Here is a 13,106-nt window from a genome sequence, read left to right as displayed (position 1 = left end):
GTGTGTCATGGTGGACCGGTGCCGACCGCCGTATCGCTGCCGGACGACTGGCCCGCACACCCGGACCGGTCGCTCGCACTGAATCGGATGGGCAGTTTCGACTGGGACCTGCTCACCGGTCTCATGCACATGGACTCGGCCGGGCTCGACGTCTTCGACACCACCCCCGCGGAGTACGACGGCCGGCCCGAGTCCCTCGCGCCGCGCGTCCCGCACGCGGAGGCCGTCCGGCTCGACGCCCTCGTCTCCTCCGCCCTCAAGAGCGGCGTGGACAGCTACGGCGCGTACTTCCGCATCCGCTGCCACGACGGCCGGCTGCGCTGGACGCACACCCAGGGCCGCGTCATGCGCGGCCCCGAAGGCCGCCCGTACCGGATTATCGGCATCGTCCGCGACGCCACCGAGGAACTCAGCCATTCCGCCGAACGCCTCGGGCTGGACGAGGAGCGCCGCCGCCAGACGTCCGTGGTCGAGAGCACCACCGCCGCGCTCGCGCACGCCCGGACCGTCCAGGACGTCATCGACGCGCTCGGCGACGCCCACGGCCTGGAACGGCTCGGCTCCATGGGCATGGTCATGGGCCTGGTCGAAGCCGGCCGGATCCACCTCGTGGCCGAGGGCCCGGCGGGCAGTTTCGTCCCCGGCACCCGCTACACCCGCATCGACGAGCAGTACCCGATGAGCGAGGTCGTCCGCTCGCTCCAGCCGCGCTTCCTGGACTCCGCCGCCGAGTTCGCCTCCGGGTACCCCGGGCTCTGGGCGCAGATCTCGTCCATGCACATCTCGGCCGCCGCCTACCTGCCGCTGATCGCCCAGGCCCGCCCGATCGGCGCGATCGGCCTGCTCTACCAGGACAAGGACGGCTTCACCCAGGAAGAGCGGAACCTGCTCGTCGCGCTCGGCAGCAGCATCGCGCAGAGCCTGCAGCGGGCGATGCTCCTGGAACAGGAGCACGACCTGGCGGAGGGCCTGCAGCAGGCGATGCTGCCGCGCCGCATCCCCTCCGTGCCGGGCGCCGAGATCGCCGTGCGGTACCGCTCGGCCCGGATGGGCCAGGACATCGGCGGCGACTGGTACGACGTCATCCCCCTGCCCGGAGGCCGGGTCGGCGCGGTCATCGGCGACGTCCAGGGACACGACACCCACGCGGCGGCGGTCATGGGACAGCTGCGGATCGTGCTGCGCGCCTACGCCGCCGAGGGGCACTCGCCGGCCACCGTCATGGCCCGGGCCTCCGTCTTCCTGCACGAGCTGGACACCGACCGCTTCGCCACCTGCACGTACGTCGAGGCCGACCTCGCGACCGGGGTGCTGCAGATGGTCCGGGCCGGCCACATCGACCCCCTCCTGCGCACCCACGGCGGAGGCTGTGAGCGGCTGGCGCTGGAGGGCGGGATGCCGCTCGGACTGTCCGCGGAGTTCGGGCGGCTGGAATATCCGGTGACCACGGTCGAGATGGCGCCTGGGGAAACGCTTCTGCTCTGCACGGACGGACTGGTGGAACAGCCCGGCGCCGACCTCGACGACGGCATCCGCTTCCTCGCCTCCCTCGTCCGCACCGGACCGGCCGACCTGGCCAGCCTCGCCGACCGGCTGTGCGAGGTCGTCGACGACCGGGGCGGCGACGACGACATGGCGCTGCTCCTGCTGCGCCGCGAGGCCAAGGACGCCCCGCAGGGCGGCGGCCGCCTCCAGCAGCACGTGGCCCCGGGCGACCCGGAGGCCCTGGTGTCGGCCCGCCACATGATCGGCGCGGCGGTACGGGCCTGGGGCGCGCGGGACCGGGCCGACGAGATCGAACTGATCGCGGACGAGCTCATCGTCAACGCCCTCATGCACACGGACGGCCCCGCGATCGTGACCCTGCGCGTCCTCAACGGCCCCGAACGCAGGCTCCGGGTCGAGGTGGAGGACCGTTCCTCCGCCCTGCCCCGACGGCGCGAGGCGGGGGACTCCGGGGTCTCGGGCCGGGGCCTGATGCTCGTGGACCGGCTGGCGGACGTCTGGGGCGTGGAACCGCGGGGGAGCGGCAAGTGCGTGTGGTGCGAGTTCACGCTGACGTGACCGGGACGGCGGCCCTCGCCCCGGGCCGGCCCACCGGCCCCGGGGGACCGGATCGGCCCCCGGGACCCGTCTCCGGGACCGGATCGGCCCCCGGGACCCGTTCCCGGCTCGCGCTTCGCCCGAGGTGGCGGCAGGCTGGGGACATGCCCGAGCTGCCCGAGGTCGAGGCCCTGCGGGAGTTCCTCGACGAGCACCTCGCCGGGCGGGTGGTCGAGCGCGTCCTCCCGCTCGCCGTGAGCGTGCTCAAGACCTACGACCCGCCGCCGAGCGCGCTCGAAGGGCAGCCGGCCGGGTCCACGGCCCGGTACGGCAAGTTCCTCGCCCTGCGCGTCGGCGATCTCCACCTCGTCACCCACCTCGCGCGCGCCGGCTGGCTGCGCTGGACCGACGCGTTTCCGGCGCGGCCGCCGGGCCCCGGGAAGGGGCCGCTCGCGCTGCGCCTCGTCCTCGAGGGCGGCGGCGGCTTCGACCTCACCGAGGCGGGCACCCAAAAGCGCCTCGCCGTGTACGTGGTCCGCGACCCCCTGGAGGTCCCGGGCATCGCCCGGCTCGGCCCGGACCCGCTGGCCGACGACTTCGACCGGGCGGCCTTCGGCGCGCTGCTCGCCGGTGAACGGCGGCAGATCAAGGGCGTGTTGCGCGATCAGAGCGTCATCGCGGGCATCGGCAACGCGTACAGCGACGAGATCCTGCACCACGCCAAGGTGTCGCCCTTCAAACTGGCCGCCTCCTTCGACGAGGCCCAGGTGGACCACCTCTACGAGGCCGTACGGGACACCCTCCGCTCGGCCGTCGAGCGGGCCCACGGGGTGGCCGCCGGGCGGCTGAAGGCCGAGAAGAAGAGCGGACTGCGGGTGCACGGCCGTGCGGGGGAGCCGTGCCCGGTGTGCGGGGACACGGTCCGCTCGGTGTCCTTCGCCGATTCCTCGCTCGAGTACTGCCCCACCTGCCAGACCGGCGGCAAACCGCTCGCGGACCGTCGGCTGTCCCGACTCCTCAAGTAGCGGCCGCCGCCCGGTGGCCCGTCCGGCAGCCGTCGGAGCCGCCGGGATCCGGGAGGGCGCGGCTCTGGCACGGCACTAGAATCCGCCCATGGCCGAGGAGCAGCAGCCGCAGCCGCCCCGGCGGGAGGTCGTCACGGGGGTCCCGCGCGGCGCCCGCCGCGCCCCCGCGCACACCCCGGCGCGCTCCGAGATCTCCGAACAGACCACCCTCGGCGCCACGTACGTACGGGCCCTCATGCGCAGCCAGCTGCGCGCCGGACTGTTCGCGCTGTCCGCGCTCGCGCTCCTGGTCGGCCTGCTGCCGCTGCTGTTCCTGCTCCCGCGCGTCGCGTCGGGGCCGCTGGTCTGGGCGGCGCTCGGCGTGCTCGTGTACCCGGTGCTGTGGTTCATCGCCCGTACCTACGTGATCCGGGCCGAGCGCAACGAGGCCGATTTCACCGTCCTGGTCACCGATCCGGCCGAGGCGCCCGGACCGCGGGGACGCGGGTAGCCGCTCAGAACAGGTGCATGGCCAAGTGCCCCAGCGGCAGTCCCAGTTGCCAGGCCGGCGTCCAGACCCGGGCGTTCTCGTCCAGGCCGGGCGGGGTGTGGGCCTGAGCGTGGCGGCCCGGGTCGAGGTTGGTGGCGAGCAGTTCCGTGCGGTCAAGCCAGCGCCAGGCCGCGCGGGCCAGTTCCAGGTCCGGGTCCTCGCCGTCGCCGCGCTCGTGGGCCTCCTCGCCCAGCGCGAGGAAACGGGTGTGGACCCAGTCGCGCCAGGGATGGCCGTACGCCGTCAGGGACATCCACTCGTCGAGCTGTGAGACCACCCGGATCCCGGAGAGCTCCCCGGCCGCGTCCGAGAGGTAGATCGTCAGCGCGAGCGTGTCGCGTCCGGCGCGGAACTCCAGGGTGCTGACCGGGATCAGCCGGCCCGTGCGCAGCAGTTCGTCGGCGATGTACTCCGCGTAGAGCCACGCCATCGGCACTGCCAGTCCGCCGTCACTGGTGCCGTTCATACCCTCGGGCTGCACCGTTCCACCTTCTCCCGCACGCGTCGAGCCGTCCCGTCGTCAGCTCAGAGCCTTGCTTGCGCGGCTCGCGGCGCGGGGGATGTTTACTGAACTTGAACGGTCCGCTGCCGATTTTGATGCGGTCCCTGTCCGATACATGCGCGTTCGGGCCACTTCTTGACGCGTTCCTCAGGCGCCGAGCCCGTATCCGTACCCCTGCAGGTCTTTCCGCAGAGCGCGCAAGGCGTAGTACGTGCGGGATTTGACCGTGCCGGCCGGAATGCCCAGCTCCGCCGCGGCCTCGGCCACCGAGCGGTCCTGGAAGTAGACCTGCATCAGCACCTCCCGGTGCTCCGGCCCCAGGGAACCCACGGCCCGCCGCACGTCGATGGCCGTCACCGAGCCCGCCACCGCGTCCCCCGGTGCCGCCGCGTGCTCCAGCCCCTCCGGATCCACCTCCAGGGGCCGCGAGAGGCGGGCCCGCCGGGCGTCGATGGCGAGCCGCCGGGCCACCGTGAACAGCCAGGGCCGCAGGGACGCGTGACCGGACGCCAGGACCTCCGGGTGCTGCCAGAGCCGGAGCAGCGTCTCCTGGACGAGGTCTTCCGCGCGCTGCGCGTCCCCGCCGGTGAGGCTCAGCAGGAAGCCGAGCAGGGCCCGTCCGTGTTCGCGCTGGAGTTCGGCCAGTGCCTCGGGCTCCGTGCGCGGGAGGGCGGGGGCGAGGGGCACGAGAGGCTCCTTCCGGGGGTGCGTGCAGAGGTCCGTTCGAGTGATCGTTCGATGCCTGTTCGAGGGCGACGGATCCACCCTGACCTGCACGGAGCCGCCCGGGAACCGTCCGGCGGGGATGGTGCGCCCAAGCGTCCGCGCGGTCCGGCGGGCGGCAGCGCGGGGCGGTGAACGGTCGAACGGCGCGCCGAGCGGCCATGAGGGGGCGCGCGGCCGGCCGATGGATCCGGCCCCCGATTCCCGCGTCCCTGCCCAAGAAATGACAGGTGATCAGGTAGTCATATTTATCCGTTGTATTGATCGGTGCTGATCGAGATCGCTCCGAAGCGAGCGGGACCGGCCCGAATCGACCCAAGGAGAGCCGGGACAGATGACAGCGCGCACCCGCCACGCCCTCGCCCTCCTGTCCGCCGTCGCGCTGTCGGCCGTGGCCGGCTGCACCGCCGGCGGGGGCGCCGCCCCGGGCCGCCTGGCCGGCTCCGCGGCGGCCCATGCGCCGTCCGGAGCGGCGGGGTCCACCACGGCCCCCGCCGCCAAGGGCTTCACCCTGGTCGCGAGCGGCGACGTCCTGCCCCACGAGTCGGTCATCCGCAGGGCGGCCTCCGACGCGGACGGCGACGGCTACGACTTCCGGCCGATGTTCTCCGGGGTCAAGCCGGTGGTCTCGGCCGCCGACCTGGCCATCTGCCACATGGAGACCGTCTACGGGGAGGAGGGCGGCCCGTTCAGCGGCTACCCCGCCTTCCAGTCGCCGCCCCAGGTCGCCGCCGGCCTCAAGGACGCCGGGTACGACGGCTGCTCCACCGCCTCGAACCACACCCTCGACGGCGGCGGCGCCGGGCTCAAGCGCACGCTGGACGCGTTCGACGCGGCCGGGCTCAAGCACGCGGGCTCGGCGCGCACGGCCGCCGAGGCGGGCGCCGTGACCCTGTACACGGCGGGCTCCGCCAAGGTCGCGCACCTCGCCTACACGTACGACACCAACGGCTACCCGATGCCCGACGGGCAGCCCTGGGCCGTCAACCTGATGGAGGAGGAGAAGATCGTCGCGGACGCGCGGGCCGCCCGGAAGGCGGGCGCGGACGTGGTCCTCGTCAGCCTCCACTGGGGTACCGAATGGGAGACGGACCCGGACGAGAAGCAGCTCTCGCTCGGCAAGGCGCTGACCGCCTCGCGGACCGGCGGCCGCCCGGACGTGGACATGATCCTGGGGACGCACGCCCACATCCCGCAGGCGTACGAGAAGGTCAACGGGACCTGGGTCGTCTACGGCATGGGCGACCAGGTCGCCGGCGAGATGTTCAACCACAGCGGCGCCCGGGACCTGCGCGGCAACTACGGATCCATCGGCCGGTTCACCTTCGCCCCGCCGGCCGCCGCCGGACAGCGCTGGCAGGTCACCAAGGCCGAGTTCGTCCCGCAGATGATGGACCTCGGAGCGGGCCGGGTCGTCAACCTGCCCGCCGCCCTCGCCCAGCACCCGGGCCGCGAGGACTACGAGACCGCCCAGGACGCCATCACCGAGGCCGTCCTCGGCCGCGGCGCGGCGAAGGACGGCCTGACGGCGGCCAAGTAGCCAACCGGCCGGCGGCCGAGCGACCACCGTCACCGGCCGGCGGCCCGGCCCTACGGAACCACCGTCACCGGCCAGCGGCCCGCCTTCACCAGGCGGACCGCCACCGAGCCCACGATCCGGTGGCCCGCCTGTTCCGAGGCCCCCACCACCACCGCGTCCGCCGTCAGCTCCGTCGCCGCGCTCACCAGGCCGGAGTACGGGTCTCCGCGGAAGGTGTGGAACTGCCAGCGGACGTCGTAGACGCCCTTCAGGCGTTCCGCGGACTCCCGGATCTCGGCCACCAGCCCCTGCGCGATCTCCTCGGTGGCATCGCCCACCGGCGCTCCCATCGAGGCCCCGGCGGGCATCACCGGCTGCACGTACACCAGCGCCAGCAGCGCGTTCTGCCGCCGGGCCAGCCCCGCCGCGTACGCCGCCGCGCGCAGCGAGGACTCCGATCCGTCGACTCCGGCGAGAATCACCTTCGGGCCGTCCGTACCGCGCTCGAATCCCGTGTTCCCTTGCTCCGTCACCCTCCCGAGGCTATCCGGCTCGACGCGCGGAGGCGCTCCGCCGTCCCTACAGTGCGAACCATGAGTGCCACCGTGGAGGAGACGCGCGGAACCCGGAACCGCTTCCTGAACCGGGTGCCCGACGCCTTCGGCGCGTTCTTCGGAACGCTCGGGCTGATCTGCGCCCTGCTGTCGCTCTCCCCGACCCTGCGGCGGCTCCTGCGGCAGGTCGTGCGCTTCCTCGACGCCGTGGTGGTGCCGGTCAGCGCCAACCTCGCCTACGCCGTCTTCCTCTTCCTGCTCGCCGCGGCACTCGGCATGCGCAAGAAGGTCGCCTGGTGGATCGTCGTCACCTACCTGGCCCTGCTGCTCCTGGTCGACGTGCTGATCATCGCCGACGAGGACTACTGGGTCGGCTTCTCCTCCATGGCCCTCTCGGTCGCCGCCCTCGTGATCCTGATCGCCGCCCGCAAGGAGTTCAACGCCGCCTCCCGTCCCGGCGCGCTCTGGCGGGCCATGCTCGTGCTCGGCCTCGGACTGCTCGCCGCGGTCTTCCTCGGCTGGGGGCTGGTCGCGCTGTTCCCCGGGACCCTGCCCAAGGGCCAGTGGCTGGACTGGGCCGCCAAGCAGGTCTTCGGCGGCCTCTTCTCGGCCCGCCAGTTCGACGGCCGCCCGCCCAGGCCCCTGTACTTCCTGCTCGGCCTCTTCGGCGCCCTCGCCCTGCTGAACGCCGCCGCCACCCTGTTCCGGTCCCAGCGGCTGACCGCCGCCCTGCACGGGGACGAGGAACCCCGCATCAGGGCCCTGCTCGGCGCGTACGGGCGGGCCGACTCCCTCGGCTACTTCGCCACCCGCCGCGACAAGGCCGTCGTCTTCGCCCCCAACGGCAAGGCCGCCGTCACCTACCGCGTCGAGGCCGGCGTCTGCCTCGGCAGCGGCGACCCCGTCGGCGACCCGGCCGCCTGGACCCCCGCCATCGACGCCTGGCTCGCCGTCGCCCGCCGCTACGGCTGGCAGCCCGCCGTCATGGGCGCCTCCGAGGCCGGCGCGACCGCCTACGCCCGCTCCGGTCTCGGCGCCCTCCAGCTCGGGGACGAGGCGATCCTGCACGTCGCCCACTTCGACCTCGACGGCCGCGACATGCGCGTCACCCGCCAGGCCGTCAACCGCGTCCGGCGCACCGGCGCCACCACGCTCATCCGCCGCCACTCCGCCCTCTCCGAGGACGAGATGCAGATGATCGTGAACCGCGCCGACACCTGGCGCGACACCGAGACTGAGCGCGGCTTCTCCATGGCCCTGGACCGGCTCGGCGACGCGGCCGACGGCGACTGCCTGCTCGTGGAGGCCTTCGACGACAAGGGCGACCTCATCGCCCTGCTGTCCTTCGTCCCCTGGGGCAAGGACGGCATCTCCCTGGACCTGATGCGCCGCGACCGCTCCGCCCCCAACGGGGTCATGGAGTTCATGGTCGCCGAACTGTGCGCCGGCGCCCCCGGCCTCGGCGTGCGCCGGATCTCCCTCAACTTCGCCGTCTTCCGCTCCGCCTTCGAGGAGGGCGGCCGGATCGGCGCCGGCCCGGTGCTCAAGACCTGGCGCCGGCTGCTGCTCTTCTTCTCCCGCTGGTGGCAGCTGGAGGCGCTGTACCGCTCGAACGTCAAGTACGGCCCCGAGTGGTACCCGCGCTTCCTCTGCTACCAGGACGCCGGCTCGCTCGCCCGGGTCAGCCTCGCCTCCGGCATCGCCGAGGGCTTCGTGTCCGTGCCGCGCATGCGCACCCTGTGGGGCAACGGCCACCCCCGCGGGCTCACCGCTCCCGCCACCACGGCGGGCCTGCCGCCCATCGACTCCCTCGGCCTGGAACGCGTGGAGGAGGAGGGCGCGGCGGCGCCGGCCGAGCGGCTGCCCGAACAGGTGCGCGTGCGGCACGACAAGCTGGAACGGATCCGGTCGTCCGGCACCGACCCCTACCCCGTCGGCATCCGGCAGCGCAGCCACACGGTCGCCGAGTTCAAGGCCGCCCACCCCGGCTGCCCGCCCGGTGCCCGTACCGGCTCGCCGGTCACCCTCGCCGGGCGCGTCATGGTCGTACGCGACCTCGGCGGCGTGGTCTTCGCCGTCCTGCGGGACTGGTCCGGCGACGTCCAGCTGATGTTCACCCGCGACGAGGCGGGCACCGCCGTGCTCGACGCCTTCACCTCGCAGGTCGACTTCGGCGACCACGTCGTCGCGAGCGGCGAGGTCGGCACCAGCAAGAGCGGCACGCTGTCCCTCGTCGTCGGCTCCTGGCAGCTCACCGGCAAATGCCTGCGCCCGCTGCCCGACAAGCGCAAGGGTCTCGCCGACCCCGAGGCCCGGGTCCGGCGGCGCTACCTCGACCTGGTCGCGAGCCCCGAGGCCCGCGACGTCGTACGGGCCCGCTCCAGCGCGGTCCAGGGCCTGCGCCAGGGGCTGCTGGACCGGGGGTACCTGGAGGTCGAGACCCCGATGCTCCAGCAGATCCACGGCGGGGCCAACGCCCGGCCCTTCCGCACCCACATCAACGCCTACGACCTCGACCTGTACCTGCGCATCGCGCCCGAGCTGTACCTGAAGCGGCTGTGCGTCGGCGGCATGGAGAAGGTCTTCGAGATGGGCCGCACCTTCCGCAACGAGGGCGTCTCCTACAAGCACAACCCCGAGTTCACGATGCTCGAGGCCTACCAGGCCTTCGCCGACTACGACGTGATGCTCGACCTGACGCGCGAGCTGATCCAGAGCGCGGCCACGGCCGCCTTCGGCTCGCCCGTCGCGCACAAGGCGGGCCCGGACGGGAAGCTCGTCGTCCACGACATCTCCGGTACCTGGCCCGTCAAGACGATGTACGGGGCGATCAGCGAGGCGCTCGGCGAGGAGGTCGACGCCGATACGGAGGAACACGTGCTGCGGCGGCTGTGCGACCGGGCCGCCGTCCCCCACAACCCCGACGACACGCGGGGCGACGTGGTCCTGGAGATGTACGAGCGGCTGGTCGAGGAGAAGACCCAGCTGCCCACCTTCTACAAGGACTTCCCGACCGACGTCTCACCGCTCACCCGTCAGCACCGCAAGGACCCCAGGCTCGCGGAGCGCTGGGACCTCGTGGCCTTCGGGACCGAACTGGGCACCGCCTACTCGGAACTGACCGATCCCGTCGAGCAGCGGCGCCGGCTCACCGCGCAGTCCCTGCTCGCGGCGGGCGGCGACCCGGAGGCGATGGAGATCGACAACGACTTCCTCGACGCGCTGGAGTACGCGATGCCGCCGACCGGCGGTCTGGGCATCGGCGTGGACCGCCTGGTCATGTTCCTCACGGGCCTGACGATCCGCGAGACGCTGCCGTTCCCGCTGGTGCGGCGCGGCTGAACCGGCCGGGCTGTGCGCTGACCGGGTGAGCGGGCGGAGGCGCGTCCGCGCCTCTCGACATCTGTGGCGACGTCGTTGATACGTAGTAGTAATGAAAAATGACGAGCCGACAGTAGGGCGACGCGTGCTCCTGCGCTCCGCCGTCTTCCTCGGAGTCGCTGCCGCCGCCGGACTGCTCACCGCGGGCGAGGACGACCTGCCGGGCGCCGGGCGGGGCCCGGGCCCCGGCGCCTCCGGTCCCGGCGGGGGAGCCGGCTCCGGACCGGGCCCGGGCGGAGCCGCCGGACCGGGGCCGCTCGCCGGAGCCCCCGGCGCCGCCCGGCCGCAGGCCCCGCGCGGAGCCTCGTACCGGCTCCAGCCGATGACCTCCGAGGGCAGCCCGCAGCGCGGACCCGCGGCGAAGCCCGCCGTACGGGTCCGGCCGATCCTGGAACTGCCGGCCGACGCGAGAACGGGGAGCGCCATGACGCTCACCTTCGACGACGGCCCCGACCCCCGCTACACCCCGGGGATCCTCGACACCCTCGCGCGCCACGACGTACGGGCCATGTTCTTCGTCTGCGGGGAGATGGCCACCGACAACCGCGACCTGCTGCGCCGGATGGTCGCCGAAGGTCACGTCATCGGCAACCACACCTGGACCCACCCGCTCATCCCCTCGCTCAGCCGGCCCGCCCTCGCCTCCGAGATCGGCCGCACGAGCGAGGTCGTACAACAGGCCGTCGGCGAGGCGCCGGTGTGGTTCCGGGCGCCCTACGGGGCATGGAACCGGGCCGCCTTCGAGATCGGCGCGGAGCTGGGAATGGAACCGCTCGCGTGGACCGTCGACACCCTGGACTGGAAGGAGCCCGGCACCACCGCGATCGTGTCGCGGGTCCTCAAGGAGGCCGCGCCCGGGGTGATCGTGCTGAACCACGACGCGGGCGGCAACCGCTCGCAGAGCGTGCAGGCGCTGGCGGCCTACCTGCCGCAACTGCTGGGGCGCGGCTTCCGGATGACGCTGCCGGCGCTGCCGCCGCGCTGAGGACCGGTCGTCCCCGCGCGGCGGCCGCCGTCGTGCCTGCCCGTGTCCGGCCGGTCAGCGGGCCTCCACCATCCGCGCGAAGACGACGACGTTCCCGTCGTAGCCGCCCGCCTTCGAGTAGCCGCCGCCGCACGTGATCACCCGGAGTTCCGGCTGTCCGGTGTCGCCGTACACCCGGGCTCCGGGGAAGGCGTTCTTGGCGAACACCTCCACGCCGTACACCTCGAACACCGCCGTGCGCCCGTCGTAGCGCGCCACCTCGATGCGGCCGCCCTTCTGGATCGCGCCCAGACCGAAGAAGACCGCCGGGCCCTGCGCGTTGTCCACGTGGCCCACGATCACCGCCGATCCCCGCTGGCCCGGCGAGATGCCGTTGAGGTACCAGCCCGCCAGGTTCTTCTCCTGCGGGGGCGGCGCGTCGATCCAGCCCGTCGCGTCCAGTCCGACCGTCATCACCGGCGCGTCCACGCTGATCGACGGGATCCGGATGCGCTGGACCGACGAGTGTTCCAGCGCCTCCACGTCCGGCGGCGTGGGCGAGTCCGCGGGCGCCTGAGCGGCCTGCGGCCCGACCGTCGCCGCGGATGATGCTCCGACCGCCGCCGCTGCGGCGGGTTGCGGAGGTCCGGCGTCGACATCGGCTCCGTTGCGCATCATGGCGAGGCCGGTGAGCATGACCAGCGCGATGGCGCCCCAGGGGGAGCGTCTTCTCGGCGGCCTCTCACTCTCGTCCTCGGTCATGGCTCTCCCTTCCCGACGCGGGGGTCCCGACCCGCGTTCTTGTCCCACCCCTGTACGCCCTACTTCACGCACGCTAAGGCGGTGCGCGCGGGACGGCGATCGGGGAAGGGCGAACGGGTGGTGGGGCCGGAAGGGGTGCGCCCATCCAGGTAATCGTCACATAAATGTCTGACGGGTCGTGACCTGCGGATCCGTCAGTGATCGTCTCCGCGCCTCGGCGTGTCGCTCAACCTTGCGGCCCAAAGCCGTAAATGCGCCGAAATGCGCGGGCCGAGGAACGCCCGGAGGGTTCGTGATGGGAGGCGTTCTCGTCGATCTGCCCGGGCCACCGCTCCGGGGCGTTTCCCGCTGGAGGTTCCACCATGCGTGCTTCTCGCGCTCTCGTCGTGACTGCGGCGGCATTCGCCGCCGTCGCCCTCGCCGCACCGATCGCCGTCGCAAATCCCCCGGGTGGCGGGGGGCCCAGCAATGTCACCGTCAACCCGTACTCCGTGCACCAGGGCGCCTCGATGCAGGTCAGCGCGGCCGGCTGCGGCCACGGCGGCATCGTCTTCTCGCACGGCAACTTTCCGCAGACGAACCTGTCCGCCGGCTCCATCGGGTTCGCGACCGTCCGGATCTTCAACCACGCCTCGCCGGGCAACCACACGCTGTCGGTCAAGTGCCACGACAACAGCCTGGTCGCCACCCACCGCTTCACGATCCTGGAGGGCAACGGCGCCCAGGGCGGACTGGGCGGCTCCTTCGGCCCGTCCGCCACCGAGACGGCCATCGGCGCGAGCCTCGTCGGCGCGGCGGCCCTGGGGGCCGGTGCGCACGTGATCCGCCGCCGCCGTCCGCTGCGCGGCCGGGTCTGACGGGCCGGGCCGACGAGCCGGGGCTGACGGACGGGCCGGGTCTGACCGGCCGGGTCTGACCGCCCGCCTTCCCGGTCGGCGAGGTGTCCTGCGGATCAGCCGGGCTCGATCCGCGCGGCGCTCCCTCCTCCCCGCACCCTTTCCCCCCTCCTCCCGCACACGATGAACCGCCGGTCGCCCCGAGCCCTGCTCAGGACTCGGGGCGACCGGCGGTCGGGGGCGGTGGGGTTCGGGCGGGCGGGGCCGG

At 73.1% G+C, this 13,106-nt stretch carries 11 protein-coding genes; 7 read left to right on the top strand and 4 right to left on the bottom strand.

Annotated elements, in window-relative coordinates; genetic code table 11:
* The 3 genes from ACWF9Z_RS10065 to ACWF9Z_RS10055 all read left to right on the top strand — a co-directional run bounded on the left by ACWF9Z_RS10065 (nucleotide 1) and on the right by ACWF9Z_RS10055 (nucleotide 3,558).
* On the top strand, nucleotides 1-2,064 hold the full coding sequence (locus tag ACWF9Z_RS10065) for a SpoIIE family protein phosphatase (protein WP_453599679.1): 2,064 nt from the start codon (nucleotides 1-3) through the stop codon (nucleotides 2,062-2,064).
* A 143-nt stretch (nucleotides 2,065-2,207) separates the two neighbouring features.
* Complete coding sequence (locus tag ACWF9Z_RS10060) at nucleotides 2,208-3,068, top strand: Fpg/Nei family DNA glycosylase (protein ID WP_453599677.1); 861 nt, start codon at nucleotides 2,208-2,210, stop codon at nucleotides 3,066-3,068.
* A gap of 88 nt (nucleotides 3,069-3,156) precedes the next feature.
* Nucleotides 3,157-3,558: a hypothetical protein gene (locus ACWF9Z_RS10055; RefSeq protein WP_453599674.1), complete on the top strand. Its 402-nt coding sequence runs from the start codon at nucleotides 3,157-3,159 to the stop codon at nucleotides 3,556-3,558.
* A gap of 4 nt (nucleotides 3,559-3,562) precedes the next feature.
* On the opposite strand, the gene ACWF9Z_RS10050 is transcribed toward ACWF9Z_RS10055, so the two are convergent.
* Both ACWF9Z_RS10050 and ACWF9Z_RS10045 read right to left on the bottom strand, forming a co-directional pair.
* Nucleotides 3,563-4,063: a hypothetical protein gene (locus tag ACWF9Z_RS10050; protein WP_453599671.1), complete on the bottom strand. Its 501-nt coding sequence runs from the start codon at nucleotides 4,061-4,063 to the stop codon at nucleotides 3,563-3,565.
* A gap of 183 nt (nucleotides 4,064-4,246) precedes the next feature.
* Nucleotides 4,247-4,786, bottom strand: a complete 540-nt coding sequence (locus ACWF9Z_RS10045) for a sigma-70 family RNA polymerase sigma factor (protein WP_453599668.1) — start codon at nucleotides 4,784-4,786, stop codon at nucleotides 4,247-4,249.
* A gap of 370 nt (nucleotides 4,787-5,156) precedes the next feature.
* Here ACWF9Z_RS10045 and ACWF9Z_RS10040 point away from each other — a divergent pair, with 370 nt between their 5' ends.
* Complete coding sequence (locus tag ACWF9Z_RS10040) at nucleotides 5,157-6,362, top strand: CapA family protein (RefSeq protein WP_453599666.1); 1,206 nt, start codon at nucleotides 5,157-5,159, stop codon at nucleotides 6,360-6,362.
* Nucleotides 6,363-6,412: 50 nt separating this feature from the next.
* Here the strand turns inward: ACWF9Z_RS10040 and ACWF9Z_RS10035 are convergent, their stop codons facing one another.
* On the bottom strand, nucleotides 6,413-6,874 hold the full coding sequence (locus ACWF9Z_RS10035; protein ID WP_453599663.1) for a universal stress protein: 462 nt from the start codon (nucleotides 6,872-6,874) through the stop codon (nucleotides 6,413-6,415).
* Nucleotides 6,875-6,934: 60 nt separating this feature from the next.
* On the opposite strand from ACWF9Z_RS10035, the gene lysX reads away from it, so the two are divergent.
* Nucleotides 6,935-10,237, top strand: a complete 3,303-nt coding sequence (lysX, locus tag ACWF9Z_RS10030; protein ID WP_453599660.1) for a bifunctional lysylphosphatidylglycerol synthetase/lysine--tRNA ligase LysX — start codon at nucleotides 6,935-6,937, stop codon at nucleotides 10,235-10,237.
* 91 nt (nucleotides 10,238-10,328) lie between these two features.
* Nucleotides 10,329-11,261, top strand: coding sequence for a polysaccharide deacetylase family protein (locus ACWF9Z_RS10025; protein WP_453599658.1), 933 nt, complete (start codon nucleotides 10,329-10,331; stop codon nucleotides 11,259-11,261).
* Between the two features lie 54 nt (nucleotides 11,262-11,315).
* On the opposite strand, the gene ACWF9Z_RS10020 is transcribed toward ACWF9Z_RS10025, so the two are convergent.
* The gene (locus tag ACWF9Z_RS10020) at nucleotides 11,316-12,002 is read right to left on the bottom strand and encodes a class F sortase (RefSeq protein ID WP_453599655.1); all 687 of its coding nucleotides are present in this window, start codon (nucleotides 12,000-12,002) and stop codon (nucleotides 11,316-11,318) included.
* Nucleotides 12,003-12,364: 362 nt separating this feature from the next.
* Here ACWF9Z_RS10020 and ACWF9Z_RS10015 point away from each other — a divergent pair, with 362 nt between their 5' ends.
* On the top strand, nucleotides 12,365-12,859 hold the full coding sequence (locus ACWF9Z_RS10015; RefSeq protein WP_453599652.1) for a hypothetical protein: 495 nt from the start codon (nucleotides 12,365-12,367) through the stop codon (nucleotides 12,857-12,859).
* Nucleotides 12,860-13,106: the final 247 nt, after the last annotated feature.

The sequence above is a fragment of the Streptomyces sp. NPDC054961 genome, assembly GCF_053609145.1.
This window is presented reverse-complemented; position numbering and strand designations above follow the sequence as displayed.

What these genes read in the sequence shown, in the direction of transcription:
- ACWF9Z_RS10060 (WP_453599677.1), top strand. Translation starts at nt 2,208, where the DNA reads ATGCCCGAGCTGCCCGAGGTCGAGGCCCTGCGGGAGTTCCTCGACGAG.
- ACWF9Z_RS10055 (WP_453599674.1), top strand. Translation starts at nt 3,157, where the DNA reads ATGGCCGAGGAGCAGCAGCCGCAGCCGCCCCGGCGGGAGGTCGTCACG.
- ACWF9Z_RS10050 (WP_453599671.1), bottom strand. Translation starts at nt 4,063, where the DNA reads ATGAACGGCACCAGTGACGGCGGACTGGCAGTGCCGATGGCGTGGCTC.
- ACWF9Z_RS10040 (WP_453599666.1), top strand. Translation starts at nt 5,157, where the DNA reads ATGACAGCGCGCACCCGCCACGCCCTCGCCCTCCTGTCCGCCGTCGCG.
- lysX (WP_453599660.1), top strand. Translation starts at nt 6,935, where the DNA reads ATGAGTGCCACCGTGGAGGAGACGCGCGGAACCCGGAACCGCTTCCTG.
- ACWF9Z_RS10025 (WP_453599658.1), top strand. Translation starts at nt 10,329, where the DNA reads ATGAAAAATGACGAGCCGACAGTAGGGCGACGCGTGCTCCTGCGCTCC.
- ACWF9Z_RS10020 (WP_453599655.1), bottom strand. Translation starts at nt 12,002, where the DNA reads ATGACCGAGGACGAGAGTGAGAGGCCGCCGAGAAGACGCTCCCCCTGG.
- ACWF9Z_RS10015 (WP_453599652.1), top strand. Translation starts at nt 12,365, where the DNA reads ATGCGTGCTTCTCGCGCTCTCGTCGTGACTGCGGCGGCATTCGCCGCC.